This is a genomic window from Pseudobacter ginsenosidimutans (assembly GCF_007970185.1).
Taxonomy (GTDB): domain Bacteria; phylum Bacteroidota; class Bacteroidia; order Chitinophagales; family Chitinophagaceae; genus Pseudobacter; species Pseudobacter ginsenosidimutans.
Genome location: NZ_CP042431.1, coordinates 1351293 through 1378000, shown reverse-complemented (window position 1 = coordinate 1378000; position 26708 = coordinate 1351293). Strand labels below are relative to the sequence as shown.

Here is a 26708-nt window from a genome sequence, read left to right as displayed (position 1 = left end):
TTGCTTTGTTATGGATTAATCCCAGTTCTGATCTCTCTCCTGTTGTCTTTTGAACACGCGTGAAGAGATCACAACACTGAACTCATACAATGCGCAGAGCGGCAGGAACACGATCATCTGGCTCATCCAGTCGGGCGATGGCGTAATGATGGCTGCAATCACGAGAATGGCCACGTATGCGTATTTGCGGTAAGTTCTGAGAAAGCGGGGTGTTACCAGTCCAATCCTGGTGAGTACATAAGAAACAACGGGAAGCTGGAATGCGATGGCGGAACCGATGATGATATCGATCAGGTTCTCCATATAATCCGCCAGCGTGGGGCGGGCCACCAGCAAATGTTTGGTGCCGATAGTATAATTCAGCAGGAAGCTGAATGTGAAAGGGGCCAGCAGAAAATAACCGAAAGCAACGCCCAGGAAAAAGAAAAGGCTCACCCAGAAGATGGCGCCCCTGGTGGATTTCAGCTCTTTCGGAGTCAGTGCAGGTCTGATGAATTTCCAGATCTCCCAAAAAATATAAGGGAAGGCAATAATGAAACCACCTGCTATGGCAATAGTGATACTGCTCATGAACTGCGAACCGAAAGTGATGGTTTGCATTTCCACATCTTTTGGAGGCGGAAGGCAAAGAGCATCGCCCGCGCCCAGCCAGTGACTGAGATTACAGAGTTGGATATAAGTTACAAAATCAGCTTGCAATGGAGCGGTGATCACATTATCGAAGATCCAGTCGATATACACGAACATCACGATTGCACCGGCAATGATTGCGAGCAATGATCGCATGATATGCCAGCGCAGGGCCTCCAGATGATCCACAAAGGTCATCTCATTCTCTTCTGATGCTCTCTTTTTTAAAAATGATAGTGCCATCGATTAAGTTCGCTGATCAACACTGAAAAGCGGGGCAAATTTAAGGGTATTAGCGAAGGAATCTGCAATAAACCTGTTAATCAGTGGTGATTGATCAACTGTGAAGGGCGTTAAATCTTGAGGATTTTGAGGCGAACCATTTCAATCCGGGTATCACTAACGTTCAATACTTCAAACTCATAATGCCCGATTATAATACGTTCCTTCAGTTTGGGAATGGTCTCATGCTGGTGAATGATGAAGCCGGACAGGGTCTCCGAGTCATTTTCAGGGAACTGCAATCCGTATTTTTCACGGAGATGGTCCAGTTCCAGGCGTCCTGAGAGGATATATTCATCGTCGGAGATCTTTTTCTCCTCGAATTCTTCTGTATCGTATTCGTCTCGGATATCGCCGAAGATCTCTTCCAGCAGGTCTTCCATGGTAACGATGCCGGCTGTGCCGCCGAATTCGTCCACCACCCAGGCGATACTTTTTCTTTCCCGCGTGAATTTATTGATGAGGTCTGTAACGCTCATGCTTTCGGGGATCGCAGGGATCGGCAGGAGGATCTGTTTAATGGTCGACGGGTTCTTGAACAGGTCGAGCTGGTGAATATATCCCACGATCGTATCTATGTTGCCTTCATATACGACCAGTTTACTCAATTTGGTTTCAATAAACAGGGATCTTACCTGTTCCATGGGCATATTCACTTCCACGGCTACGATCTCCTTGCGCGGCACGAGACAGTCGCGGATCTTCACTTTCGGAAGACTGACAGCATTCCTGAAGAGTTCGGTCTTCAGGTCCTGGTGTTCCATATGCTGGTCTGAGCTCTGTTGTGCAAAATGGTCCAGGTCCGAGCGGGAGAAAGTTTCTTTTTTCTTATCGATCCTCATATCGAAGATCACGTTGAGGATAAAGATAGATAAGCGCGAGAAGGCGTCAGCCACCCAATGAAAGAGGCCGTCTGTAAAAGCGAGAAGCCCCGAGCGTGCTGAAAAAGAAAGCGCACTGTCTGCTTTTGCGCGGAAAATGGCTTTGGGAATGAATTCGCAGAACATGATCACCACAAGCCAGGAAAGCAATATTTCGATGATCACACGCAGCCAGGCAATGGAATCTACAAAATCCTTGGACAGCTGAAAGGAGTCGATCACCAGGCTCCAGCCGGCGCTACCGGTAAGTACAGCCACCACCAGCCAGAAATTAAAGCCAACGATATTGGTGCCGATAAAACGGGAAGGATTATCATAGAGACTGCTCAGGAACGCAATACCACTGGCGCCCTGTGTTCTTTTCAATTCCACATTCAGCCGGTTTGCTGAAGTGAAAGCCACTTCAATTCCGGAAAAATAAGCGATAGCAAGTATCGCTACGCAAATGACGAGGATTACAATTAGACTCATACCTGGTATACGAATATAAAAAAAGCCAGGGGTATTGCATAAAATAAATATATACCCTCCGGATTCTAACGCTGTTATGAGGGAAATAGTTTCTACAGCTCCAGAAAATCCTGAATTATTCCTGCAGCTTCCTCTCTGGCCCTCGGCAGATGGTCGTTGATCACAATGCGGTGAAAATGATGTTTGAAGGAAATCTCGTAAGAAGCTTTGTTCACCCTGGCGGCCAGGCTTTCTGCTGTTTCGGTGCCGCGGCTCTGCAATCTTTTCTTCAATTCATCCACGGATGGCGGCTCAATGAAAAGCGAGAGGGTGGTATCGGGGTATTGTTGTTGTACGTGGATGGCTCCTTTAACGTCTATGTCCAGCACCGGCACCTGGTTGTTCTTCCAGATCCTTTCCAGCTCTGATTTGAGTGTGCCGTAATATTTTCCTTCATACACCATTTCCCATTCAACGAAATCCTGGTTCTGGATCTTTTGATTGAAGTCTTCTTCGCTTAGGAAATAATAATCCACACCATTCCTTTCACTACCGCGCGGTTTACGTGTGGCAGCGGAAATAGAGAAACTGAGTTGCGGGAATTTTTCCAGCAAATAATGGGTGATGGATGTTTTTCCTGCGCCGGAGGGAGCAGTAATGATGATGATCTTATTGTGCGGATCAAAGGCCATAAGGAGGTATAAAGTTGCAAAGAAAACGAAAAGCGGGGAAATAGCCATTCGTCTGTGTTCACAGGCGAATGGCAGGCTTTTAGATTCTTTTTATATCTGCGCCCAGTGCGCGTAAACGTTCATCGATATGCTGATAGCCGCGATCGATCTGCTCGATGTTCTGGATAGTGCTCTTTCCTTCTGCGCTCAATGCCGCGATCAGCAATGATACACCGGCACGGATATCAGGGCTGCTCATGGTGATACCTCTGAGCTGCTGTTCCCTGCCGAGACCTATAACTGCAGCCCTGTGCGGATCACAGAGGATGATCTGCGCGCCCATATCAATAAGTTTGTCTACGAAGAAGAGACGGCTTTCGAACATCTTCTGATGAATGAGTACGGAGCCTCTGGCCTGTGTGGCCACTACCAGTACAATGCTGAGCAGGTCTGGTGTAAAGCCGGGCCAGGGATGATCGTAGATGGTGAGCACAGATCCGTCCAGGAAAGTCTGGATCTCGTACACATCCTGTGCGGGCACATGGATATCATCGCCCACAAAATTCATATGGATCCCGAGCTGGCGGAATTTGTCGGGGATCACGCCCAGATTTTCGAGACCAACATTCCTGATGGTGATATCACTCTGCGTCATGGCGGCGAGTCCGATGAAGGAACCGATCTCGATCATATCCGGGAGCATGCGGTGCTCTGTACCGCCGAGATAATCCACTCCTTCGATGGTGAGCAGATTGCTGCCGATTCCCTGAATGCGTGCACCCATACGCGTTAGCATGCGGCAAAGCTGCTGTACGTAAGGCTCGCAGGCTGCATTGTAAATGGTGGTGGTGCCTTTGGCCATCACGGCTGCAAGGATGATATTGGCTGTTCCTGTTACGGAAGGCTCATCCAGCAGGAGGTTGGTGCCTTTGAGATTGGGTGCATTGAGATGGAAGAAACCATCTTCAGCATGGTAAGTGAATTCGGCGCCGAGCTTTTCGAAGCCGATGATATGTGTATCCAGTCTCCGGCGACCGATCTTATCGCCACCGGGTTTTGGAATGAAGGCTTTGCGGAAGCGCGCCAGCAGCGGGCCTGCAAACATCACGGAGCCACGGAGCTGACCGCTTTTTTTGCGGAATGCTTCACTGTGCAGGTAATCGAGATTGATATCATCAGCCTGGAAGATGCAGGTATCACGCTGCGGTCTTTCCACTTTCACATTCATGTCTGCCAGGAGCTCAATCAGCATGTTCACATCCAGGATATCCGGAATATTGGTGATGGTCACTTTTTCAGGTGTGAGCAGAACTGCGCTGAGAATTTGGAGGGCTTCGTTCTTAGCGCCCTGAGGATTGATGGACCCGCTGAGTTTTTTGCCACCGGTTACTTCAAAGGAAGGCATTGCTTTTGGTTGTATTGATTAGATGAACTGGTTAAACAAAAAAGTTGATCATTCAGGATGATCAACTTTTCATAATTATGTCAGTAGAGCTTACTTGTATCTTTTCTTGAATTTGCCGCCACCGCGATCGTTCCGGTCGTTGCGGTTGTTATTGCCGCCGCCGCCTCTGTTATCGCGTTGCCCGAAATTCTTTCCGCCACCGCTGCCGCCGCGCTTATTGCGATAGTCGCCATAACCTCCGCGGTCACGATCCCTGCTTTCAGTGTGGCGTTGCTGACGAACATATGGGGTATTGGTGAACGTGAGTTGACCATTGGTGATATTGGTCAGCTCGCTCTGGATAGCATCGTCATGAACTGCTTCCTTGTGCCAGTTGTTGTAGGCCAGTTTCATATAGTAGGCCACAGCATTGGCGAAGCCCTGACGTTTTTCCGGGTTCTCTTCTTTCAGCGCCTTGTTGATTACGATCTCAAGGTTCTTGCCAAGGTGAGAGAATTTCGGGTAACGCTTGGGGTAAGGAAGCGGTTTAGGTCTTGCCTTCAATGTTTCCCTGGTGGGTATGGGGTAAGGAGATTCCACGTCCAGTTTGAAATCGGAGATCAGGAAAAGGTGATCCCATAATTTATGGCGGAAATCTTCTACGTTCTTTAAATGTGGATTGAGGAATCCCATCAGTTCGATCACTGCATATGCATTGCGCTGGCGGGTTTCCCTGTCTTCAATACCCAGGAGGTACTCGACCATTTTCTGAATATGGCGGCCATATTCACGCATGATCAGGTGATTCCTGGTAGTATTGTACTCCATTTCTTCAACTTCTTTTTGCATTGGACAAATGTAACAAACTTTTTCATTTAACGATTCACCAGTACTTTATAGCTGGCGGTTTGTCCGGATGCGAGTTCCCGGGTGCGCAGGTAATAAATGCCCGGCGCAGGCTGGGAGGGGAACTGCCAATGGATCTGACTGGAGTTATTGACACTGATGGTCCGCTTCATCACCTGTTGCCCGCTGGCTGAAACCAGCTCCAGCAGATAATTACCTCTGAGTAACTGGTCTGCCTGAATGGTCACCTGGTTCCTGACCGGATTGGGATAGGTAATGAAACTGACAGGAGCATTGGTGCCGATCCCTACCTGGCGGATCGCAGAGTATTGCCCTTTTCCGTCAGCAGAGAGTTGTTTGATGCGGAAGAAGACTTTGCCTGCAGCAGCTTTATCAGGCAGGTACTGATAGTTGTATTTTGCTGCAACACCCTGAGCAGCATATTGGCTGGCAATCTTGCCGGCTGGTGTGAAGTTGTGCCCATCAAGGCTGATCTCGATTTCATAAGAATTGGATATTTGGTCATTAGTAACGTTCCAGTTGAGCTGGATAGTATTGTTGGATTGCTTTACTGCAGTGAATTGCCGGAAAATTTCTGGTAAGGAAGTGGGAGGACAGTAGGAATATACCAATCTGAACCGGCCCCAGATCTTTCCCCGTATGCTGGAAACATTATTGATCCCACCAACTGTTGTGAGTAGTCCGCCATTCACTGCCAGGGTGAAATTCACATTTCCTGTACCCAGGTAAGCGCCGGTGGCTGTTGTGGTGTGCTGCCGGCTTACATTATTGTAGATGGTATCGGGTCCGTAAGTAATAGTGTCCAGCAATGTTGGGCTTCCATACGCATGTAAGGAATCCGGCCCATAAGGTTTCTGTGAGTTGATGCTGGCCGAGATGGATGGGCCGTTCAGGTTATGCAGGGTATAAAGCAGGAACTCCGACATATAACCGGTACTGGGATCGGTATTGCGGGCCCCGGAAGTGATCACAGCCGAAGATGTGTCATAAAGGGTCACGCAGGTAAGTGTGCCTGTTGAGGGCGGAAATCTCGGGAAACTAATGGTCAGGATACCTGTGGTAGTGTCGGGAATAACGGTATGCTCGATGGTCTGACTTGGTACGCCGCCTGCGCATGTGTTGCATTGCGCCCGGGAATCAAGGGGAGTCACTAACGCCAAAATACAAACGAACCCACTGATCAGTGTGTAATAAATGTGCTTCATAGGTACTGATTTTCATAAACGTATCGGATTATGGTGTCGCTGCTCGAAATTACTTCCGGGAAAACCACGGTACAAGGCGATTTTACCCAAAATTGGATCATCGTAATTTGTGCAGGAGGGCCTGATTGCGAAACAGCCGGATTAATTACTGTTTGTTCAAAGCCATTCAGCAGTAACGAATCAGAGTCGGGTTTTGGTATCATTCAGGGTTAAAAAGTGGATAATTTACCAGTTTGATAATATCCACCCCTCCCTGATAGGATTATTCCCCGTATTTTTGGGGTTCTATTTTACAAAAACCTGATTGTCAATAAAAACATGACAAAATCAACAATCACGATAGACGTACAGCTCGACGATAAGCGTGTACCTGAAAGCATCTCCTGGAGCGCAACTGAGAGTACAGCAGACAATGCCCGCGCAGCAAAAGCACTGATGCTTGCTTTCTGGGACGGTACAGATAAGACTGCCCTGCGCATGGACCTTTGGACCAAAGAAATGATGGTGGACGAGATGGCCGACTTCTATTATCAGACCATCATGACCATGGCCGACAGTTTTGAGCGTTCAACCCACCAGGCGGAACTGGTAGAAAAAATGAGGGTGTTTGCCCAGGACTTCTACAAGAGGTTCCAGGAAATCCAACTCGAACAGAACAAAGCCTAACATCAATATAACTATATGAGCCTCGAGCAAACGGTGAATACAGACCTTAAAGCAGCGATGCTGGCCAGGGACGAAGCTGCGCTTCGCAGTCTTCGCGCTATTAAGGCCGCGATCCTGCTGGCCAAAACAGCCGAAGGCGCAGGTGGAGGAGATCTTACGCAGGATGCCGAGATCAAACTACTGCAAAAACTGGTGAAGCAACGTAAAGATTCTTTGGAGATCTTTCAGCAACAGAACAGGGAGGACCTCGCCAAAAAAGAGCAGGAAGAAATTGCTGTGATAGAAAAGTTCCTGCCCAAACAAATGAGTGAAGAAGAATTGAAAGCTGCTGTCAGCGCGATCATTGCATCTGTTGGCGCCAGTTCTCCTGCCGATATGGGCAAGGTAATGGGCGTAGCTTCCAAACAACTCGCTGGCAAAGCTGATGGAAAATCTATCAGCGCCATGGTAAAAGAGTTGCTGAGCAAATAAGAAAACGGGTGGAACACCCGTTAATGATATTACATGATCATTGATATTGTCTTTATCATTATGCTGATCATGGCTGTTATCAAAGGATGGCAGCGTGGATTGGTGATAGCAGTGTTCTCCGTGATCGGTTTGATCGTGGGAATTGTTGCCGCCATGAAACTGTCCGCCCTGGTTGCGGAATGGTTGAAAGATTCCACCAGCATTTCTGCAAAATGGTTGCCCTTTATTTCTTTCGCAGTGGTGTTCATTGGAGCGGTACTGCTGATAAGATTAGGCGCCAATCTTCTGGAAGCTACTCTGGAAGTGGCTTTGCTGGGTTGGGCCAACAAATTGGGCGGAATTCTGTTGTATATAATAATATATACACTAGCTTACAGCGTGCTGCTGTTCTATGCAGAACAATTGAAATTGATAAGTGCAGAAAGTATCCGGCAGTCAGTTACCTACGCGTACATACAACCGTTGGGCCCCTGGGTGGTGGATGGGATCGGCAAGCTGATCCCTGCATTTAAAGATATGTTTACTGAACTGGAGGCTTTTTTTGAAAGGATCGCAGCAGATGCATCTACACAAAAGGCTGTCTGAACCACCACAACAGTGTGGCCGGAAAGACGCAAAAAATTTGTAGTTTACAGTAAAATTTAACGGCTGAAAATGGAACGATGCCATATTTGAGGTAAATCGTTTATTTTAGCGAATATTTGACTGAATTGAACCGATTTATCTGATGAATTACGAGATCAAACAGGCGGACAAATTCAAATTTCTTGAAGAAGGTGAGGGAGAACCGTTGGTGTTATTACACGGTTTATTCGGCGCATTGAGCAACTTCCAGGATTTGATCGAATATTTCCGCCACCATTATAAAGTGGTGGTACCCATGCTCCCCTTGCTTGACCTGGACCTCCTCCATACTTCCGTTAGCGGACTGCAGAAGTTCGTTCATAAATTCATTGAATACAGGGATTACAAAGATGTTCACCTGCTTGGCAACTCACTTGGAGGCCATGTTGGTATCTTACATGTACTCAAGCACCCCGAAAGGATAAAATCCCTGATCCTTACCGGTAGTTCCGGACTTTTTGAGAATGGAATGGGCGATACTTATCCAAAAAGAGGCGATTACGAATATATTAAGAAAAAAACTGAACAGACATTCTACGATCCTAAAGTGGCTACCAAAGAGATCGTGGATGAGGTATTCGACACTACCAACAATCGTCTGAAAGTGATCAAGATCATCGCCCTTGCCAAGAGCGCTATCAGAAATAATCTTGGGGAAGAGCTCAATCAAATCAAACAGCCCACGTTATTGATATGGGGTAATAACGATACTGTAACTCCACCATTCGTGGCAAGGGAGTTCCAGCGATTGATTCCCAACAGCGAACTGCATTTTATTGACAAATGTGGTCATGCACCTATGATGGAGGTGCCTGAAGAATTCAACCGGATACTGCATAAATTTCTTACAAAATTGAATGAGCCCGCAGCGGTAGCCTGAATTCTTGCGTCTTAGTAAAAAAGAAACGATTTCGCCCGGCTGCACCAGGCAGCAGGTAATTGTTTCGGTGTGGTCTTATTTTTGCTCTGACGTCCTCTGCCTTTGCTTTGCTTAAAGTCTTATTGAAACCTTTCCTGATTCACTGGTGCTAAAACAAACAGCAACATTACCTGTGTTAAACAAAGAACTCATATCATCCGCCATTCCTTCGCTCAATCCGGGCGATACAGTGTTCCAGGCCATGGAACTGATGCAGGAGTTCCATGTAGCACAACTTCCGGTAGTTGCTGAAGATAAATACCTGGGCATGGCTTCTGAGGACGACCTGATGGACAAGGATGAGCTTGCACAGCTTCTGCAATTCGCAAATTATTTTTCCCGTATTTCCGCCAGGGCCGGCTCTCACTTCCTTGAATCCGTGCAAATGGCCAATGAGCATAACCTTTCCATTGTTCCGGTTACAGAAAAAGACGGAGAATTCATTGGCGTGATCACTGTCAGCGATCTCCTCAAGCAACTGGGCAAAACCACCGGCGCCAACGAGCCCGGAGGAATCATCGTACTCGAAATGGAGCAACGCAATTTCTCCTTTTCCGAGATCAGCAAGCTGATAGAAACCAACGATGCCCAGATCACACAGCTCAATACTCACTGGGATAGTAATAGCAGCGCCTTCTATGTTACCATCAAAGTGAGCAAGTTTGAAATTTCAGACATCATTGCAACCTTCCAGCGATATGAATACCAGGTGAAGTACTACTTCGGTGAAGAGCTTTACGAAAATGAGCTCAGAAGTAATTATGACCACCTCATGAATTACCTCAATATCTAGCTGCGATAAGCGAGCATGTGGATGGGAAACAAATATCAAATTACTGCCATACTGTTGTTCTGCTGTATCGTTTCCCTTGCGCAAACATCAGATACAGACACATTACAACCTTACAACAATTCCGATCGGTACATAGATAAAGCACAACCCACGCCCTTCGTGGTGGGGACCATCTATATCGAAGGTAACCGCCGCACCAAATCGTATATTGTAGAACGTGAGCTTCCATTCAAATCCGGCGATTCCATCTATCTTCCCGATCTCGTTAAAGGATTTGAAATTGCCAGAAGGCAATTGTTCAATACAGGGTTGTTCAACGAAGTGGTCGTTTCCCTCAAATCCTTCCGGGGCTATACAGTGGATGTGAATATCGAATTGAAAGAACGATGGTACATCTTTCCCCTGCCTTACGTGAAACCTGTGGACCGCAACCTGGTGGAGTGGGGAAAGCAGGGCTACAGCACAGACCGGCTCAACTATGGTTTCAAATTCACCTGGTATAATTTCACGGGCCGCAACGATAAACTCCGGCTCTGGCTTATCACCGGTTATACGAAACAGTTACAGTTCCAATATGATCAGCCTTATGCTGACAAAACGCTGAAGCATGGGTACCGCATCGGTTTTACCTATGCTTCAAACAAGGAGATCAATTATTCCACCATCGATAACCAGCAGCAGTTCATCGACTCCCTTAAAGAAAGCGCACAAAGATATAACGGCTACGTAGATTATACCTATCGCCCCGGGCTTCGCACTTTTCATGCTTTTCGTCTTTCCTATACCAAGCAGATCATAGACAGCCAGGTGCTGCACCTCAATCCGAAGTACTTCGGACCGCAAACTACCAGTATCGAATATCCGGAGATCTCTTACACGGTCAATTATGTGAATGTAGATTATATCCATTTCCCACTCACCGGTATACAGGCCTCGGGAAGCCTGCTCAAGCGTGGCTTTCATGCAGACAATAACATGTGGGAATTCTCCGGCAAATTCTTCAGGGGATGGAGGATCGGAAAGAAATTCTATTTCGGCTGGCAGGCCAATGCAGTGGTGCGGCTGCCATTTGATCAACCTTATATCAATCAGCGCTTATTCGGTTATGGGGACCTCTACCTGCGCGGACTGGAGCGATATGTAGTGGACGGTGTGGCTGCAGGTCTTACCAGGCAAACATTCCGACACGAACTGTTCCGTTTCAGTATTCCCACATTTATCAAATCCAAAACGCACGACAGGATCCCTTTCCGCATTTACGCCAGAACGTTTGGGGATATGGGTTATGCTTACAACAAAAATCTGAAGGACAATTCCCTTGTGAACAAAATGCTGTACACTGGCGGGTTTGGCGTTGATATTGTCACTTTTTACGATTTTATCTTCCGCTTCGATTATAGCTTCAACCAATTAGGACAAAAGGGGCTATTTTTACACATCAAGAACGAGTTTTAAGTAACAGCAACCCATTATGAAAGTAGCTATCTACAGCCGGATCATCGACAACGAGCAGAAGGCAGATGTTCAGCAATTGCTCGATGAGCTGGCCAAAGAAAACATAGAACCGGTGATCTATCATCCGTTCTTTGAAACCATCAAGTCTTCTTTCCGGTTCCCGGAGAAGACGGCTATTTTCAGTGATCCTGCAGATCTCGGTGAGTCCATCGATTTTGTGATCAGTCTTGGAGGAGATGGTACCCTGCTGGATACCGTTACACTCGTTCGTGATAAAAATATCCCTGTACTGGGTATCAACTTCGGAAGATTGGGTTTTCTGGCCAGTATCGGCCGTGATGAGCTGCACACTGCGGTACAATCTTTGGTGAAGAGGAATATAGTGATCGATAAACGTTCACTTATTCACCTGGACGCAGACAAGCCGCTCTTTGGGAATGTGCCTTACGGTTTGAACGAATTTGCGATCCACAAAACAGATACTTCTCCAATGATCAAGATACACACGTATCTCAATGGAGATTTTTTAAATACGTATTGGGCTGATGGACTGATTGTAGCTACACCAACAGGATCAACCGGCTATTCGCTAAGCTGCAATGGGCCGGTGGTGTTTCCGGAATCATCCAGTTTTGTGATCACGCCTGTGGCGCCACATAATCTGAACGTGAGACCCATCGTTGTGCCCGATGATAACGTAATATCTTTTGAAGTGGAAGCGAGGGCCGATCATTTTATATGCGCACTGGACTCAAGAAAGGAAATTGTGGAAAAGAAAGTGCAACTTGCGGTAAGGCGTGAATCGTTCAACATCAGTCTTGTAAGACTGAATGAAAACAATTTTCTCCAGACACTTCGAAATAAATTGTCGTGGGGGCTTGATACAAGAAACTGATCGTTCCCGTGAAACCCGCTGTGAAGCGGTACTTTAACTTTTCCAATAGACAGAAAAACCAGGTTCTGCCGTTAAAGGCAACATACTTAATCATTATATTGCAGTTATGAAGAAACTGGTGTTTTCACTGCTGGTGGTGGGCACGCTCCTCCAGACATCACAGGTTATGGCCCAATATGAAAGCTATGTTCACGTTGGTGAATTTGGTATCTCAGTTGGCGGTGCTCACTATTTCGGAGATCTCAACACCAGGGCCCGCCTTAACAGGCCCAAGCCTGCAGTGGGAGTTTTCTTTCGCAAACAATTCGGAAATTATATTGCCCTTCGCGTAGCCGGTCACTTTGCACAGCTCGGCTATTCCGATATTTATAATACTTCCAATGTTTACCAGCAAAGGAGGAACCTGAGCTTCAATACCAATATTTTTGAGCTGGCGGTTCAGGGTGATTTCAATTTCTTCAAATTCATTCCGGCTGATCCCTATCATCGTTTTACTCCTTATGTAACAGTGGGCGCCGGCGTTTTCAATTATGATCCATTCGCCTATCTCGGCGGTAAAAAATATTTTCTTCGTCCGCTCGGAACGGAAGGACAGGGCTCTGCAGCTTATCCCGACAGGAAAGCTTACAGCAATATGTCTTTTTGTATTCCTTTCGGCGTTGGTGTGAAGTATGCACTGAATGAAAGGATGAATATCGGTTTTGAAGTGGTGCACCGCTTTACCGGTACCGATTATCTGGATGATGTGAGCAAAACCTATGTGGGTGCAGATAAGTTCCCTGATCTGCCGGATGGAACGCCTTCAGTGGCCCGCCTGCTGCAGGACAGGTCCTACGAAACAGGGGAGATCATCGGTATCGAAGGCAGACAACGTGGCTTCTCCAAACAAAAAGACCAATACATTTTTGCTGAGATCACTTTCTCCTTCAACCTATCATCTTACAGGTGCCCTTCAGCAAACTGATCCTGTCCATTGTAAGAAATTCACCCGCTCGTCGGGTTATTTTAAAGGATTATGGACCAATGTTCATAATAAGTAGATAAAATTTTGATGAAAACAGCATCGGATTTAAATTTTTGTACCTTTGGTCCCTTCAAAAATTAAGGTATGAGGAGCCGAAAGGACCATATTGACCTGCAGCGACTGCCCAGTCATATCGCCATTATCATGGACGGTAATGGCCGTTGGGCTAAAGAAAAAGGTCAGGACCGCCTCTATGGTCACTTTCACGGAGTGGAAAGTGTACGTAATATAGTAGAGGGCTGCGCCGAGCTTGGTGTAGGTTACCTTACATTGTATGCTTTTTCCACCGAGAACTGGGACAGGCCGCAACAGGAAGTGACCGGCCTGATGGAGCTGCTGGTGGAAACCATCCGGAAAGAAACCGAAACACTCAACAGGAACAATATCAAACTGCATGTGATCGGTGATATGAACATGCTGCCTGAGTATGCCAGGCAGGCGCTTCGCGAATCACTCGAGATCACCAGCCGCAATACCGGCCTTAATCTTATCATGGCGCTCAGCTACAGCAGCCGATGGGAACTGGTACAGGCGGTGAAACATATTGCAGAAGATGTAAAGGCTGGAAAAATAGATCCCGCCTCCATTACACAGGATACGCTGTCTGGCTACCTGTCCACTGGCAATTTCCCTGATCCCGAATTGATGATCAGAACCAGTGGAGAATATCGCATCAGCAATTTCCTGCTTTACCAACTGGCTTATGCAGAACTTTATTTTACCAATGTACGCTGGCCCGACTTCCGCAAGGAAAATCTGTACGAGGCCATTATCGACTTCCAGAAAAGAGAAAGAAGATTTGGTAAAACAGGGGACCAGTTGCAGCAGGAAACTGTCGTCAATCAATAAGCCCTTCTCATGATTCACCATTTCCCCGGAAAAAATCAATCATCAGCAGCGCGTTTTAACAAACAGTTTTAAAACACAATTAATAAATCCCTTTAATTTGCTCCAGCTTAAACAACCCGGAATGCAGCGTACGTTTACTTCCCCTGTATTTTTATTGGCTTTCGTTCTGTTATTGGCAGGTTCGGCTTATGGGCAGGAAAGGGATACCATCCCAACTTCCGTGGATCCTGAGCTGGAAGCAATACTCACCGCAAGAAACCCAAAAGAATATATCATCGCAGGAGTGACCGTTACAGGCACCAAAAGATACGACGAACAACTGCTCATCTCCATCGCCGGGTTCAATATTGGAGACAAAGTACTGATACCAGGTGGCGACAATTTCTCCAAAGCCATCAACAATCTCTGGAAACAACGCCTCTTCTCCAACGTTCAGATCTACTTTACCAAACTCGAAGGCTCCAACCTCTTCATAGAGATCCATGTTACTGAAATGCCCACCCTCTCCAAGTTCTTTATCAAAGGTGTGCGCAAATCAGATGAAGATGAACTGAAACCCAAAACAGACCTGGTTGTAGGTAAGGTTGTAACGGAAAACGTTAAACGAAATGCTGTAGACGCGATCCAAAAATATTATACTGAAAAAGGAAACAGGGGAGCCTCAGTTGAAATTGAATCCGCTCCCGATCCCGCACTGCCCAACTCTGTGATCCTTACCCTGACGGTTACCAAAGGAAACAAAGTGCGTATCGATGGTGTAAACTTCTACGGCAACGAAGAAGTGGGAGAGATGAAACTGAAGAAACAAATGAAGGGCACCAAAGAGATGACCAAGATCACGCTCTTCCCCACAAAGGAAAACAGCCCTTATGGTGAGAACAAACAAGCATCATTCAATGAATACCTGAACAATGCAGGTTTCCTCTCGCTCACCAAAACAAAAGAATTCCTCGATCCTTATTTCCGCTTCAAACTATTCAGCTCCGCCAAATTCAACGAGAAGAAATATCTCGAAGACAAAGACCGCGTGCTGGAATATTATAACTCTCTCGGTTTCCGCGATGCTTCTATCGTTGCAGATACACAATATTTCAACAATAAAGGCAACCTGAAAGTTGACCTGAAAGTTGACGAAGGCAGCAAATACTATTTCGGTAATATCACCTGGAAAGGAAATACAAAATACTCCGATTCAGTGCTCTCGATGTTGCTGGGCATCAAGAAAGGTGATATCTATAACCTGGAAACCCTCAACAGGAAACTCGGTAAACAATTGACCCAGGAAGGTGGCGATATCGGTAGCTATTATATGGATGATGGATACCTCTTCTTCCAGGTTGACCCTGTTGAAACGGCGGTATACAATGATACCATCGACTTCGAGATCCGTATGCGCGAAGGTCCGCAGGCAACCATCAAGAACATTACCATTGCCGGTAATGATAAAACGAAGGAGCATGTGATTCGTCGTGAGCTCCGCACACTGCCCGGCGATAAATTCAGCCGTACTGATCTTATCCGCTCTCAGCGTGAGATCTCTCAGCTTGGTTATTTCAACCAGGAGAAGATCGGTATCAACCCTGTACCCAATCAGGATGATGGTACCGTAGACATCCATTATACGCTGGAAGAAAAATCCTCCGACCAGTTGGAGCTTAGCGCCGGCTGGGGTGGTGGTATCGGTTTAACCGGTACAGTGGGTGTATCCTTCAATAACTTTTCTATTCGTAATATCTTTAATAAGAAAGCATGGGATCCGTTACCAACCGGTGATGGTCAAAAACTCAGTCTGCGTATCCAGTCCAACGGACGCGCATTCCAGAGCTACAATGCTTCTTTCACCGAGCCATGGCTGGGTGGAAAGAAAAGGAACTCACTCACCGTGAGTCTGTCAAAAACCCTGTTCCGTACCGGTGGATATGACGGTAACCGTTATGTGTACAGTGATACCAACAAACTGAAAAGTTTCAGTGCGTCTGTATCGTTGGGTAAACAATTGAAGTGGCCTGATGACTTCTTTACACTGATCTATTCAGTTAGTTTCACTCAGTACAAGCTGATCAACTATCCTTATTTCATTTCGTCCTTCTCGGACGGAACTTCCAACAACCTCAGCTTCAAACTGGCGCTGGCGCGTAACTCTGCGGGCCCCAACCCAATGTTCCCTGTGAGCGGTTCCAACTTCCTGGCCAGTGTGCAGGTAACGCCACCATACTCTTTGTTCAATAAGAATATCACCAACGAAGACAACTATAAATTGCCTGAATTCCACAAATGGCGATTCAATGCCGAATGGTTTATCCCGATCGGTAAAGCAATGGGAGCAGACAGAACAAGACAGTTCGTACTGCGTGCTGCTGCCAAATATGGTTTCATGGGCCGCTACAACAGCAAGCTGGAGTACTCTCCGTTTGAGCGCTTCCAGGTAGGTGACGCCGGCCTGGCCAATGGTAACTTCATCTTGGGTTACGATATCATTGCCCACCGCGGATACCCGGTGTATGAGAACTCCGATCCGAAGGTGAACCCCGATCAGCAATCGGCAACACAGTTCTTCACCATGTTCAATAAGTATACATTGGAACTCCGCTATCCGTTCACCACCAATCCAAGCAGCACCATCTACGGTATGTTATGGTTTGAAGCTGCCAACGGATGGTATGATTATAAAGACTATAATCCTTTCCGCCTGAGAAGAAGTGCCGGTGTGGGTATGCGTTTCTTCCTGCCGATGTTCGGTTTGCTTGGATTTGATTACGGTGTTGGTTTCGACCGTCTCAAACCTGAAGGAAAACTGCGCGATGCAGCCCGCTTTACCTTCATGCTTGGATTTGAACCGGAATAATCATTTTTTTAACGGCCTGTAAACCCCGGAATTTCAGAGATTATCTGGATATTTATATCCTTTCTCATAAACTTAAAAAGAAGTGATATGAAAAAAATACTCTTTATCCTCCTGGGAATAATGTTGGTGGCCCAGCTGGCAAATGCTCAACGATATGCTATTGTTGATACCAGGTATATTCTCGACAAGATGCCTGAGTACAAGGAAGCGCAGAAAAAACTTGACCAGTTCAGCATGGCCTGGCAAAAAGAAATTGACGATAAACAGGCTGTTCTCGATAAGATGTATAAAGATTTTGATGCTGAACAGGTAATGCTCAGCGATGAACTGAAGAAAAAAAGGGAAGACGAATTATTCATCCGCGAGAAAGAACTGAGAGACCTTCAACGGAAACGCTTTGGTTTTGAAGGCGATCTGTTCAAGAAGAGACAGGAACTGGTGAAACCCATACAGGACAAGGTTTTCAACGCTATCCAAAAAATAGCAGTGAGCCGCGGATACGATTTTATTTTGGATAAAAGTGAAGGAATTACTGTTATCTTTGCCGACCCCAAGCTGGATCGCAGTGAAGATATTTTGAAAGAACTCGGTGTTAAATAATCGTGAAAGCAACATCAGGGGAACAACTTATTGTTATAAAATTTCAACTTAAACGTAAATAATGCCCACCCCAATTCCCGGGCTAAGGGTGTCCTAAACAACTAAAATGAAACACATGAAAAAGTTTTTTACAGTAGTGTTGTTCGCTTCAGGGCTTATGATGGTTGCTGCACACGCTCAGGCACAAACTAAGATCGGTTATATCAGTTCACAGGAAGTGATCGGTATCATGCCTGAAACCCGGAAAGCTGATTCTTCTCTCACAGATTATCGCAATGCACTACTGGCAAGCGCACAGGAAAAACAAACTGCTTTCTACGCAGCATATGAAAAGTTCATCAAGGACTCAACTACCATGTCTGATGCAGTGAAAACTGTAAAAAGAACTGAACTGAACAGACTCAGCACTGAGCTCGGTGGTGAAGAAGAGCGCATCCAGAATCTGCTTCAGCAAAAACGCGATGAACTGATCATGCCTATCAATAAAAAAGCATTCGACGCTATTCAGGCTGTTGCCAAAGAAAGCGGATATACTTACGTTTTCGAAAAAGAAGCACTGTTGGTTGCGCCTCCTGCAGAGGATATTCTGCCACTGGTAGCAAAGAAACTGAATATCAAGCTGCCTGCTGCTGGTGCCGGTAATGCTCCCGCTGCGGCTCCTGCTAAAAAACCATAAGTTAATACTATACCATATTGAAGAAGCCTCACCATCGGTGGGGCTTTTTTGTTGTATTTTTGAGCATGCATGCACCCATCGGAATCTTCGATTCAGGATATGGAGGACTCACTGTAATGAAAGAGATCCTGCACAAGCTACCTCAATACGATTATATCTATCTCGGCGATAATGCACGCGCTCCCTATGGTAATCGCAGCTTCGATACCGTATACCATTATACGCTGCAGTGCGTGAAATGGTTCTTCGATCAGGGCTGCCCGTTGGTGATACTGGCCTGCAATACTGCATCTGCCAAGGCACTTCGCACCATCCAGCAAAACGATCTTCCCAGGATTGCACCCTCTAACCGCGTACTTGGTGTGATCCGGCCTACTTCCGAGATCGTAGGAACTTTTACGCAAAACAAGAAAATAGGGATCCTCGCAACAAGAGGTACCGTGAACTCGGAATCGTATCGTATCGAAATAGATAAGTTCTTTCCGGAAGTGGAAGTGCATCAGGAAGCCTGTCCCATGTGGGTGCCACTTGTGGAGAACAATGAACACCAGCAACCCGGCGCTGATTATTTCATTCAGCAACATCTGAACAGGATCCTGGAAAAGCAACCGGACATTGACCTGCTACTCCTCGCCTGTACCCATTATCCCTTGTTGATGAACAAGATCAGGCAGTTTCTTCCTTCCGGCATCCAGGTGATGAGCCAGGGCCCTATTGTGGCGGAAAGCCTGGCAGATTATCTGCAAAGGCATCCTGAAATGGAAAGCCGTTGCAGCAAAGGCGGCAGCAGGCAATTTTTCACCACCGACGACCCCAACGATTTCAATAGCCAGGCCAGTATATTCTTTGGAGAAAGGCTTCAATCGCAGCATGTGGCACTTTAATTGTTCAGTAAAGAAGGCTAATTTCGTATCGAGCCCGTACCCACAAGTATTCAATCATTGATCAATTTAATCATATGAGCAGGTTACTTCGTATGTGTTTGCCAGTGCTGATGATGTTCGGCCTGGTATCTTGTCTGAAAGAAAAAAGTTTGGATTCTACCGGAGATGGTGGTGCAGGTATCCTGCGAATGAAAATTGATGGTAAGCAATGGACCGCCAACAAAACAGCTACCGCTACCATCATGAATGATTATGTTTCCATCATGGGCGCAAGCCAGGACAATCTGGACCTGATGATCCAGATCAAGACCACCAGCGCTGGTACTTACCAGTTAGATCAGGCCAGTGATCATATTGCCATGCTGATCGACAATAATGAAGCTTCACCGGTTGGCTACACTACTGATCAGGGCGCTAACTCAAGCATTGCGGGCGGCACTGTGATCATCACAAAGATCGATGAAGCCACTAAAAGGATCTCCGGCAATTTTACATTCAAGCTCTACAGATCAAACGACGATAAAACGCTCATGATCACTGAAGGCGTTTTCGAGAACCTGCCTTATACTGCTGATCCTCCTCCAACAGGAACGGGAAATGCTTTTAAGTGCAAGATCGGCGGAACGGAATGGATTGCACCACAGGCAGGAGGCGCCCTCAATGGAGGCCTGATTGGTATTGTGGGCACTGAAACCAGTGGTACAAAGATCATGACGATCACCGTTCCTGAAACCATCGCGCCGGGTACTTACGCCCTGGACAATACCAGCTTTTACCAGGCTAACTTCCTGGATGGCACCAAGGTCTATGGCGCAGGTGCAGGCGGGTCTTTAGTAATCACAGAGCATCAGAACCGGACCATCAAGGGTACATTCCAGTTTACTGCGGAAGATCAGGTCGATCCACCTGTAAACCCTAATGTTGCCATTACAGAAGGCTCATTTTCAGTAACATACTAATTATAAAGATTCTTCCGGAAATTTACGATCCACTGGTTGGAAAAAGATTTGATTTACCCTACCTTTGCCGTCCTTTCACAATCCTACAGGTGTGGTGACCCGTGGGGCTGAAAAAAGAAACCAGGTCTGTTCTCCCAGGCCGCATTCAACAAAACTTCGCAAAATCGAAGTGCAAAAAGTGTAAAAGCAAACAATTATGAAACGTACATTCCAACCTCACCGCCGTCGTCGTAAAACCGTACATGGTTTCCGCAAGCGTATGCAAACTGCCAATGGCCGTAAGGTACTGGCAAGCCGCAGAGCTAAAGGCCGTAAGAAACTGACTGTTTCTGATGAAAGGAAATTGAAATAAACGATCGCTGGGCAGTAAGGGCTCATCCCGTACTGAACAGTAGTCCTACTATATTAATAGCTCCGCATTTGCCGGAGCTATTTTATTTTTGATGAAACATGAAGGACCCAAAGAATACCCTCGGCAAAACGGAGCGGCTCAAGCGGCGAAAAGCCATCGAGCAGCTCTTTAAAAAAGGAAAGCATTTTTCTGTCTTTCCATTGCGGGTATCCTATGCCTTCATCCCCTATATCGAAACTTCCCTGCAGGCGGGGTTCAGCGTCAGCAGCCGTCATTTCGGAAAATCAACAGACCGCAACCGCATCAAACGGCTCATGCGTGAGGCATACCGTTTGCAAAAGCAGCAGTTGCAGGAAGCCACTGTTCCTGGCAATGTTAAACTGGCCCTTTTCTTCGTGTATGTTGGAAAGGATGTACCGGATTATAACGTTGTGAGTGAGAAGATCGGTGTAATTTTGCAAAGACTTACCGGCATTGTGAATGAAGCAAATCCTCAAAATACTTAGTCTTCCTTTTATCGCACTGATCAAATTGTATCAGTGGGGCATCTCTCCTTTACTGGGACCTAAATGCCGTTACACACCTACCTGCTCTCATTATGCTGTGGAAGCATTCAAGAAATACGGCCTGTTCAAAGGCTTCTGGCTGGCAGTGAAACGCATCAGCCGTTGCCATCCCTGGGGCGGTCATGGATATGACCCTGTTCCTTAAACGAAAAAAGCACGAAGTGGATCACTTCATGCTTCTTCCCGGAAAATGAACTCTGCTTATTTGTTCATGCGATCAACCAGTTTGTACAGGTCTTCGCGTTTTTGTTTGGTGGTAGCAAACTTGTAGACTTCCGGAGCTTTACCATCCTTATCTACTTCCACGGAATTGGGGATACCATTGAATGGCCCGATCAGTCTTGCGTTGTAATTAGCGCTGATCTTCTTGATAGAATTAGGCACCAGGAAATAGGTCCTGGCTTCATCACTGGCATTGAGGCCCATGATCAACTGCTGCGTGCTGTCTACAATGTGCTGCAACTGTTCAGTGGTGATAGAAGTTGGGATACCTGAGTTACCATAGTTCACGATGCTGCCGATCAGCGTATCCGCTGCTTTCAGGTTCAGCACGTAAGCGCCATTCTCGGTGAGGTCGTAGGTTTTATCACCATCCTTGCTTTTCACGGTAAATTTAACCGGGTCTTTGCCAACGTACTGGAATTCCATTTCGTTGTGTTGTGTACCTGGTTCAAAAGTGATCTCTTTGGCGTCTTTACCTGCGGCCTGGATCTTGCCACTGCTCATTACCACTAATCTTTTGACATCGGATCCGGAAGAACAGGCAGTCGCCAGAAAAGCCACCGTACAGGCGGTGATGATAGTTTGTTTCATGCATTGCAAAATTTAGTAAAAAGGATGGTTGTGCTCGCTTATTTGGATGTAGCTGCGAAACGTTCAGCTACCTTGGTCCAGTTCACCACATTCCAGAAAGCAGCCAGGTAATCGGCGCGCTTGTTCTGGTATTTCAGGTAATAAGCATGCTCCCATACATCGGCTCCGAGAATGGGTTGACCTTTTACTTCTGCCACATCCATCAGGGGATTATCCTGATTGGGAGTGGAAGAAACTTCCAGTTTACCATCCTTCACAATCAGCCATGCCCAACCGCTTCCGAAGCGGGTCATACCTGCGTTATTGAATTTCTCTTTGAAGGCATCGAAAGAACCGAATGCAGCATTGATTGCATCGGCCAGAGGACCAGAAGGTGCACCACCGGCATTGGGCCCCAGGGATTCCCAGAAGAAAGTGTGATTCCAGTGCCCACCGCCATTATTCCTTACTGCAGGGCTGATGGAGCCGGCTGCTGCTACCAGCTCTTCAAGAGATTTGTTCTCATTGGGAGTTCCGGCAATTGCCTTATTCAGATTGTCAACATAAGCCTGGTGGTGTTTACCATGGTGAATTTGCATGGTAGTTGCGTCGATATGAGGTTCCAGTGCATCAGCTGCATATGGAAGAGGTGATAATGTGAATGCCATACTATTAAATTTTAAATTGATAAGATAATCTTTCGCTCAAAGCTTACAGGGTAACAAATTTACGGCCATTGCCGGATTGACCAACTCTGATCATTTAGCTGCAATCAACTCATCATTTTATTGTAAATTACTTTCCGTTCAATCCAACCATTTCACCCAACCAGACTACATCACACATGAGCAAACCTACCCATGCGAGAAGAGCCTTTATCCAAAAGCTCAGTAAAAGTGTAGCCGCGTCCGCTCTGATCCCCGGAATAGCGAAAGCTGCTGAGAATTGTCCCCAAACAGAACTGCTGGCCCGGAAATATGAATCGCCCGGCAATACTGTGCAGATCGCCCTGATCGGAGCAGGAGGAATGGGCACCGGAGATGCAGAAACAGCCGTGAGCATACCCGGCGTAAAGCTGGTAGCAGCCTGCGACCTCTACGATGGCCGGCTCGCCAATGCCAAAAAGAAATTCGGTAACGATATCTTCACTACCAAAGATTACCGGGAGATCATTTCCCGCAAAGACATCGATGCCGTGATTGTAGGTACGCCTGATCACTGGCACAAAGACATTTCCGTGGATGCCATGAACGCCGGCAAAGCCGTTTACTGCGAGAAGCCCATGGTGCACGATGTTTCCGAAGGACCAGCAGTGATCGCAGCACAGGCGAAGAACAAAGTGGTATTCCAGGTCGGAAGCCAGGGCATGAGCTCCCTCGGTAATGAGAAAGCAAAGGAACTGCTCCAGGCCGGAGCCATCGGCCAGCTCAATTATGCAGAAGGATTCTGGGCGCGCAATACACCCGGAGGCGCCTGGCAATGGGATATTCCCGCCGATGCTTCCACGCAAACTGTCGACTGGAAAAGATTCCTCCACAATAAACCAGACCATGCTTTTGATCCGAAACGGTTTTTCCGCTGGCGCTGCTTCAAGGATTATGGCACCGGCGTTTCAGGTGATCTCTTCGTTCATCTTTTCTCCAGCCTTCATTACATCACAGGTTCCAGCGGTCCCAACAAGATCATGAGCACAGGTGGACTGCGTTACTGGAAAGACGGAAGGGAAGTACCTGATATCCTGCTGGGAATGTTCGACTATCCCCAAACGTTAGCACATCCCGCTTTCAATCTTTCGCTTCGCGTGAATTTTGTAGACGGCACCGGTGGCGAGAACTCGCTTCGCCTCGTAGGCAATGAAGGCGCCATGCTGGTGGAATGGGATAAGGTGACGCTCATCAAAAATAAATTCTGGCCTCCCGAAGAATACGCGAAATATTTTGCAGAGAGAAGATATGATAAGGACTACGATCGTAAAAAGATAAAGGCCGATGATACTACCGTGTTCCAGGCCGAGGCTGGGTATAAGGGAGCACATTATGATCACCTCTTCAACTGGATCAGGGCTATCCGTGGTGGCAAGCCTGTAGTGGAAGACACCGTGTTCGGTTATCGCGCTGCTGCGCCTGCACTGCTTTGCAACGATAGCTACTACCAGGAAAAAGCCATCAAATGGGATCCCGAGAAAATGAAACTGATCGGATAAAACATACACACATGAAACGCTTCATCCTACCACTCGCATTACTGATCACCTTAACCAGTATGAATATCTTTATGCAGGAAAAAAACAATACCCTTTCCGCGAAGGAAAAACAGGAAGGCTGGCAACTGCTCTTCGATGGAAAGACCATCAATGAGTGGAGACCATTCAAGAACGCCACATCAGACGGATGGGAAGTGGTGAAAGGAGAACTGCATTGCAGGGAAAAAGATGTGCAACATCGCGCAGATCTCATCACCATTGCACAATACAAAGACTTTGAGTTTGCATTCGACTGGAAAGTTGGTAAGAGCGCCAATTCCGGCGTGATGTACCGGGTTTCGGAAGATCATGCCGCTACTTATCAGACAGGCCCCGAATACCAGTTGATTGATGATCTCGGTTATGCGGAGAAGTTAGAAGACTGGCAAAAGAGCGGATCAGATTATGCGATGCATCCTCCTTCCAGGATCATGGCAAAACCTGCAGGAGAATATAATCACAGCAGGATCATTGTGAAAGGTGCGCATGTAGAGCACTGGCTCAACGGAGAGAAAGTGGTTGACTTCGATCTGTGGACCCCGGAATGGGAAGCCCTGAAAGCAAAAGGCAAATGGAAAGATGTTGCAGGTTATGGAAAAAATCCTGCCGGACATATTGCATTGCAGGACCACGGAGGTGGTATCTGGTTCAGGAATATCAAGATCAAACCACTTTGATAAATATTGCGGTTATCCGCAAAGGCTGCCAGGGTTTCTCCCTGGCAGCTTTTTTTGCCACCCATGAAATGCTGTTTTTTGCGGCTGCATGAACGCTGAGTACCTCAATTTGAAAGCTTGTCATCAGGATACAGCATAAATCCGTTTATGTAAGTAATTCCTCGCAAAAACATGCAGCTAATTGCTGTATTATTGGCTCTATCCATTAACTTACAGTACTACCGATTCCTTCTACCACTAACTGCTGATCATGGAGAACAACAGGCAACATATCGGCGGGAATATCAATGAACAGGCTATGGAACTGCTTTTCGCAGAATTGTTCCGTAAGCATGAATGCCGGTTGTACACACTCGCACAGCAACTCACCAAGTCTGAACAATATGCAAAGGATGTGATCCAGGAAGTGTTCATCAAATTATGGGAACGCAGACAGGATTTGTCGCGCATCGAAAATATCGAGGCCTGGCTTTACAGGATGACGGAGAATAAAGTGATCGATTTCCTTCGGAAGGCCGCAGCGGACGGCAGGCTGAAAGAAGCCATCTGGAAGAACCTGCCCATGCAGGAAGATGATCCTGAGGTATTGATTGAAACGAAGGAATACCACCAGATCATCCGCAAGGCCATCGAAAGTCTGCCGGCGCAGCGAAAGCTGATCTATCAGCTGAACCGGGAAAAAGGTTTGAACTACCAGGAGATCGCACAAACACTTCAGATATCGAAACACACCGTTAAGAATCAACTTTCTACAGCATTGCAATCCATCCGCCGTTTCCTGGCGGGAGCATCCCGTATTTTCTTTCTGTAAAAAAATATTCGTTCCGGATAGGAACATTCAATTGCCTGTTTCGTCTACCAGGAGCAGGCGTCTTTTTTTCTGCCTGTATTACAGTTCAAAATTTATGGAAGCAAGGATCAAATATCTGTTCAGGCAGTATCTGGAGAATAAGTGCACCCGCAGGGAATTTGATGAATTCTTTGCATTGCTGCGCGACGCTTCGCATGATGAATCCCTTCGTCAGCTTATCAGTAATGCCTACAGCGAACTGGGGCAGGGCTCCGTTACCTATGTGGACGAATCGGGAAACCTGGTGCTACCGGAACCTGAATGGTTTTCAAGGCCGGTACAGGAAGAAGATGAAGCGACTGGTAAAAAATGGGGAAGGACCATCCGGATAGCAGTGGGCCTGGCGGCAACAGTGGCAGGGATCTTTCTTTTACTGCGCGAACCGGATGCTGTAAGCAATCATACCGCCAGCTTTCAGGTTTCATCTACAGAAAGATCTGAATTCAAATATCTCCTGCTGCCAGACAGCACGCAGGTATGGCTGAATGCTGCGAGTACCCTGGAGTACCCTCCTGAATTCGGTGGAAAGAAAAGGGAAGTATTTCTCTCCGGCGAAGCATATTTTGATGTGAAGCATGCTGCTGAAAAACCATTCATCATTCATACCGGTAAGATCTCCACAACAGTATTGGGAACAGCTTTCAATATCAAAGCATATAATGATCTCAGCAATGTTACAGTAGCAGTGAGCAGGGGAAAAGTGAAAGTGGAATACCTGGATAAAGAAGTAGCCACCCTCACTCCCGGACAGCAGGTTAAAGTGAACAATAACGGGACCGGCATTGCGGACAGGAAGTCCGGTATCAATCAGGTTGCAGCCTGGCAACAGGGTAGCCTGGTATATGATGATGAAACCATCATGGACATTGTAGCCGACCTTGAGAGGATGTACAATGTAAGGGTCAATGTAAGGGATATAACGGTGAGTAATATGCGAATTTCAACATCATTCAATCGTCAGACGGGAGTTGAGCAGGCATTGCAGATCATTTGCAGTCTTACAGAAAGGAAGGTGGAGCAGCGGAACGGTCAGTATTTCATTTACTGAAAAATACCTTCATCCAAAATCATAAAAAAATGAAAGCAACTATTTCCGCTCCCGGATAGAACGGGAAATATAAAAGGGCCCTACCAGTTGCGACCTGGTAAAGGCCCGGCGTTTAAACATAATCCTCTTTCAGAATTATTAAACAGACCAA

At 46.7% G+C, this 26708-nt stretch carries 29 protein-coding genes; 21 read left to right on the top strand and 8 right to left on the bottom strand.

Translation table 11 applies throughout. From position 1 onward, the window contains the following. Positions 1-15: 15 nt before the first annotated feature. The 6 genes from tatC to FSB84_RS05575 all read right to left on the bottom strand — a co-directional run bounded on the left by tatC (position 16) and on the right by FSB84_RS05575 (position 6370). Positions 16-873: a twin-arginine translocase subunit TatC gene (tatC, locus tag FSB84_RS05600; RefSeq protein WP_130542502.1), complete on the bottom strand. Its 858-nt coding sequence runs from the start codon at positions 871-873 to the stop codon at positions 16-18. A 110-nt stretch (positions 874-983) separates the two neighbouring features. Further along, on the bottom strand, positions 984-2264 hold the full coding sequence (locus FSB84_RS05595) for a hemolysin family protein (RefSeq protein WP_130542503.1): 1281 nt from the start codon (positions 2262-2264) through the stop codon (positions 984-986). 92 nt (positions 2265-2356) lie between these two features. Then, the gene (gene gmk, locus FSB84_RS05590; protein ID WP_225979985.1) at positions 2357-2983 is read right to left on the bottom strand and encodes a guanylate kinase; all 627 of its coding nucleotides are present in this window, start codon (positions 2981-2983) and stop codon (positions 2357-2359) included. Between the two features lie 31 nt (positions 2984-3014). Next, positions 3015-4319, bottom strand: coding sequence for a UDP-N-acetylglucosamine 1-carboxyvinyltransferase (gene murA, locus FSB84_RS05585; protein WP_130542504.1), 1305 nt, complete (start codon positions 4317-4319; stop codon positions 3015-3017). Between the two features lie 90 nt (positions 4320-4409). Next, the gene (locus FSB84_RS05580) at positions 4410-5147 is read right to left on the bottom strand and encodes a DUF4290 domain-containing protein (protein WP_262713794.1); all 738 of its coding nucleotides are present in this window, start codon (positions 5145-5147) and stop codon (positions 4410-4412) included. A 26-nt stretch (positions 5148-5173) separates the two neighbouring features. Further along, the gene (locus FSB84_RS05575) at positions 5174-6370 is read right to left on the bottom strand and encodes a choice-of-anchor E domain-containing protein (RefSeq protein WP_130542505.1); all 1197 of its coding nucleotides are present in this window, start codon (positions 6368-6370) and stop codon (positions 5174-5176) included. Positions 6371-6688: 318 nt separating this feature from the next. Here FSB84_RS05575 and gldC point away from each other — a divergent pair, with 318 nt between their 5' ends. The 17 genes from gldC to yidD all read left to right on the top strand — a co-directional run bounded on the left by gldC (position 6689) and on the right by yidD (position 21093). After that, positions 6689-7036, top strand: coding sequence for a gliding motility protein GldC (gldC, locus tag FSB84_RS05570; protein ID WP_127131329.1), 348 nt, complete (start codon positions 6689-6691; stop codon positions 7034-7036). Between the two features lie 15 nt (positions 7037-7051). Continuing rightward, entirely contained in the window at positions 7052-7507 is a 456-nt protein-coding gene (locus FSB84_RS05565) for a GatB/YqeY domain-containing protein (RefSeq protein WP_130542506.1), read from the top strand. A gap of 33 nt (positions 7508-7540) precedes the next feature. Further along, entirely contained in the window at positions 7541-8092 is a 552-nt protein-coding gene (locus tag FSB84_RS05560) for a CvpA family protein (protein WP_130542507.1), read from the top strand. Positions 8093-8234: 142 nt separating this feature from the next. Next, complete coding sequence (locus FSB84_RS05555) at positions 8235-9011, top strand: alpha/beta fold hydrolase (protein WP_130542508.1); 777 nt, start codon at positions 8235-8237, stop codon at positions 9009-9011. A gap of 172 nt (positions 9012-9183) precedes the next feature. Next, positions 9184-9843 (top strand): CBS domain-containing protein, encoded by a 660-nt coding sequence (locus tag FSB84_RS05550; RefSeq protein ID WP_225979984.1) that lies wholly within the window; start codon positions 9184-9186, stop codon positions 9841-9843. 21 nt (positions 9844-9864) lie between these two features. Continuing rightward, positions 9865-11298, top strand: a complete 1434-nt coding sequence (locus FSB84_RS05545) for a POTRA domain-containing protein (protein ID WP_158643789.1) — start codon at positions 9865-9867, stop codon at positions 11296-11298. A gap of 16 nt (positions 11299-11314) precedes the next feature. Next, positions 11315-12193, top strand: coding sequence for an NAD kinase (locus FSB84_RS05540; RefSeq protein ID WP_127131318.1), 879 nt, complete (start codon positions 11315-11317; stop codon positions 12191-12193). 106 nt (positions 12194-12299) lie between these two features. Further along, positions 12300-13157, top strand: coding sequence for a type IX secretion system protein PorG (porG, locus tag FSB84_RS05535; RefSeq protein WP_130542510.1), 858 nt, complete (start codon positions 12300-12302; stop codon positions 13155-13157). A 144-nt stretch (positions 13158-13301) separates the two neighbouring features. Continuing rightward, on the top strand, positions 13302-14066 hold the full coding sequence (locus FSB84_RS05530; RefSeq protein ID WP_130542511.1) for an isoprenyl transferase: 765 nt from the start codon (positions 13302-13304) through the stop codon (positions 14064-14066). Between the two features lie 121 nt (positions 14067-14187). Beyond that, entirely contained in the window at positions 14188-16911 is a 2724-nt protein-coding gene (locus FSB84_RS05525; RefSeq protein ID WP_130542512.1) for a BamA/OMP85 family outer membrane protein, read from the top strand. Positions 16912-16998: 87 nt separating this feature from the next. Beyond that, the gene (locus FSB84_RS05520; protein ID WP_130542513.1) at positions 16999-17511 is read left to right on the top strand and encodes an OmpH family outer membrane protein; all 513 of its coding nucleotides are present in this window, start codon (positions 16999-17001) and stop codon (positions 17509-17511) included. Between the two features lie 115 nt (positions 17512-17626). Then, complete coding sequence (locus FSB84_RS05515; protein ID WP_158643788.1) at positions 17627-18187, top strand: OmpH family outer membrane protein; 561 nt, start codon at positions 17627-17629, stop codon at positions 18185-18187. A gap of 65 nt (positions 18188-18252) precedes the next feature. Continuing rightward, positions 18253-19071 carry a glutamate racemase gene (murI, locus tag FSB84_RS05510; RefSeq protein WP_130542515.1) on the top strand — a complete coding sequence of 273 codons (819 nt, stop codon included), beginning with the start codon at positions 18253-18255 and terminating at the stop codon, positions 19069-19071. 74 nt (positions 19072-19145) lie between these two features. Beyond that, positions 19146-20030 carry a DUF6252 family protein gene (locus FSB84_RS05505; RefSeq protein WP_130542516.1) on the top strand — a complete coding sequence of 295 codons (885 nt, stop codon included), beginning with the start codon at positions 19146-19148 and terminating at the stop codon, positions 20028-20030. Positions 20031-20226: 196 nt separating this feature from the next. Further along, positions 20227-20382: a 50S ribosomal protein L34 gene (gene rpmH / locus FSB84_RS05500; protein ID WP_026309617.1), complete on the top strand. Its 156-nt coding sequence runs from the start codon at positions 20227-20229 to the stop codon at positions 20380-20382. A gap of 98 nt (positions 20383-20480) precedes the next feature. After that, positions 20481-20888: a ribonuclease P protein component gene (rnpA, locus tag FSB84_RS05495; protein ID WP_130542517.1), complete on the top strand. Its 408-nt coding sequence runs from the start codon at positions 20481-20483 to the stop codon at positions 20886-20888. Next, entirely contained in the window at positions 20863-21093 is a 231-nt protein-coding gene (gene yidD, locus FSB84_RS05490) for a membrane protein insertion efficiency factor YidD (protein WP_192909900.1), read from the top strand. The genes rnpA and yidD overlap by 26 nt, the downstream gene beginning before the upstream one ends. 56 nt (positions 21094-21149) lie before the next feature. On the opposite strand, the gene FSB84_RS05485 is transcribed toward yidD, so the two are convergent. Next, positions 21150-21761: a hypothetical protein gene (locus tag FSB84_RS05485; protein WP_130542518.1), complete on the bottom strand. Its 612-nt coding sequence runs from the start codon at positions 21759-21761 to the stop codon at positions 21150-21152. Positions 21762-21799: 38 nt separating this feature from the next. Then, positions 21800-22408: a superoxide dismutase gene (locus FSB84_RS05480; protein WP_130542519.1), complete on the bottom strand. Its 609-nt coding sequence runs from the start codon at positions 22406-22408 to the stop codon at positions 21800-21802. A 176-nt stretch (positions 22409-22584) separates the two neighbouring features. On the opposite strand from FSB84_RS05480, the gene FSB84_RS05475 reads away from it, so the two are divergent. The 4 genes from FSB84_RS05475 to FSB84_RS05460 all read left to right on the top strand — a co-directional run bounded on the left by FSB84_RS05475 (position 22585) and on the right by FSB84_RS05460 (position 26557). Further along, a complete protein-coding gene (locus FSB84_RS05475) occupies positions 22585-23943 on the top strand; it encodes a Gfo/Idh/MocA family protein (RefSeq protein WP_130542520.1) in 1359 nt (452 codons plus the stop codon). 11 nt (positions 23944-23954) lie between these two features. Then, entirely contained in the window at positions 23955-24659 is a 705-nt protein-coding gene (locus FSB84_RS05470) for a 3-keto-disaccharide hydrolase (protein WP_225979983.1), read from the top strand. A 250-nt stretch (positions 24660-24909) separates the two neighbouring features. After that, complete coding sequence (locus FSB84_RS05465; RefSeq protein ID WP_130542521.1) at positions 24910-25470, top strand: RNA polymerase sigma-70 factor; 561 nt, start codon at positions 24910-24912, stop codon at positions 25468-25470. Between the two features lie 94 nt (positions 25471-25564). After that, positions 25565-26557, top strand: coding sequence for a FecR family protein (locus FSB84_RS05460; RefSeq protein WP_130542522.1), 993 nt, complete (start codon positions 25565-25567; stop codon positions 26555-26557). The last annotated feature ends 151 nt before the right edge of the window (positions 26558-26708 follow it).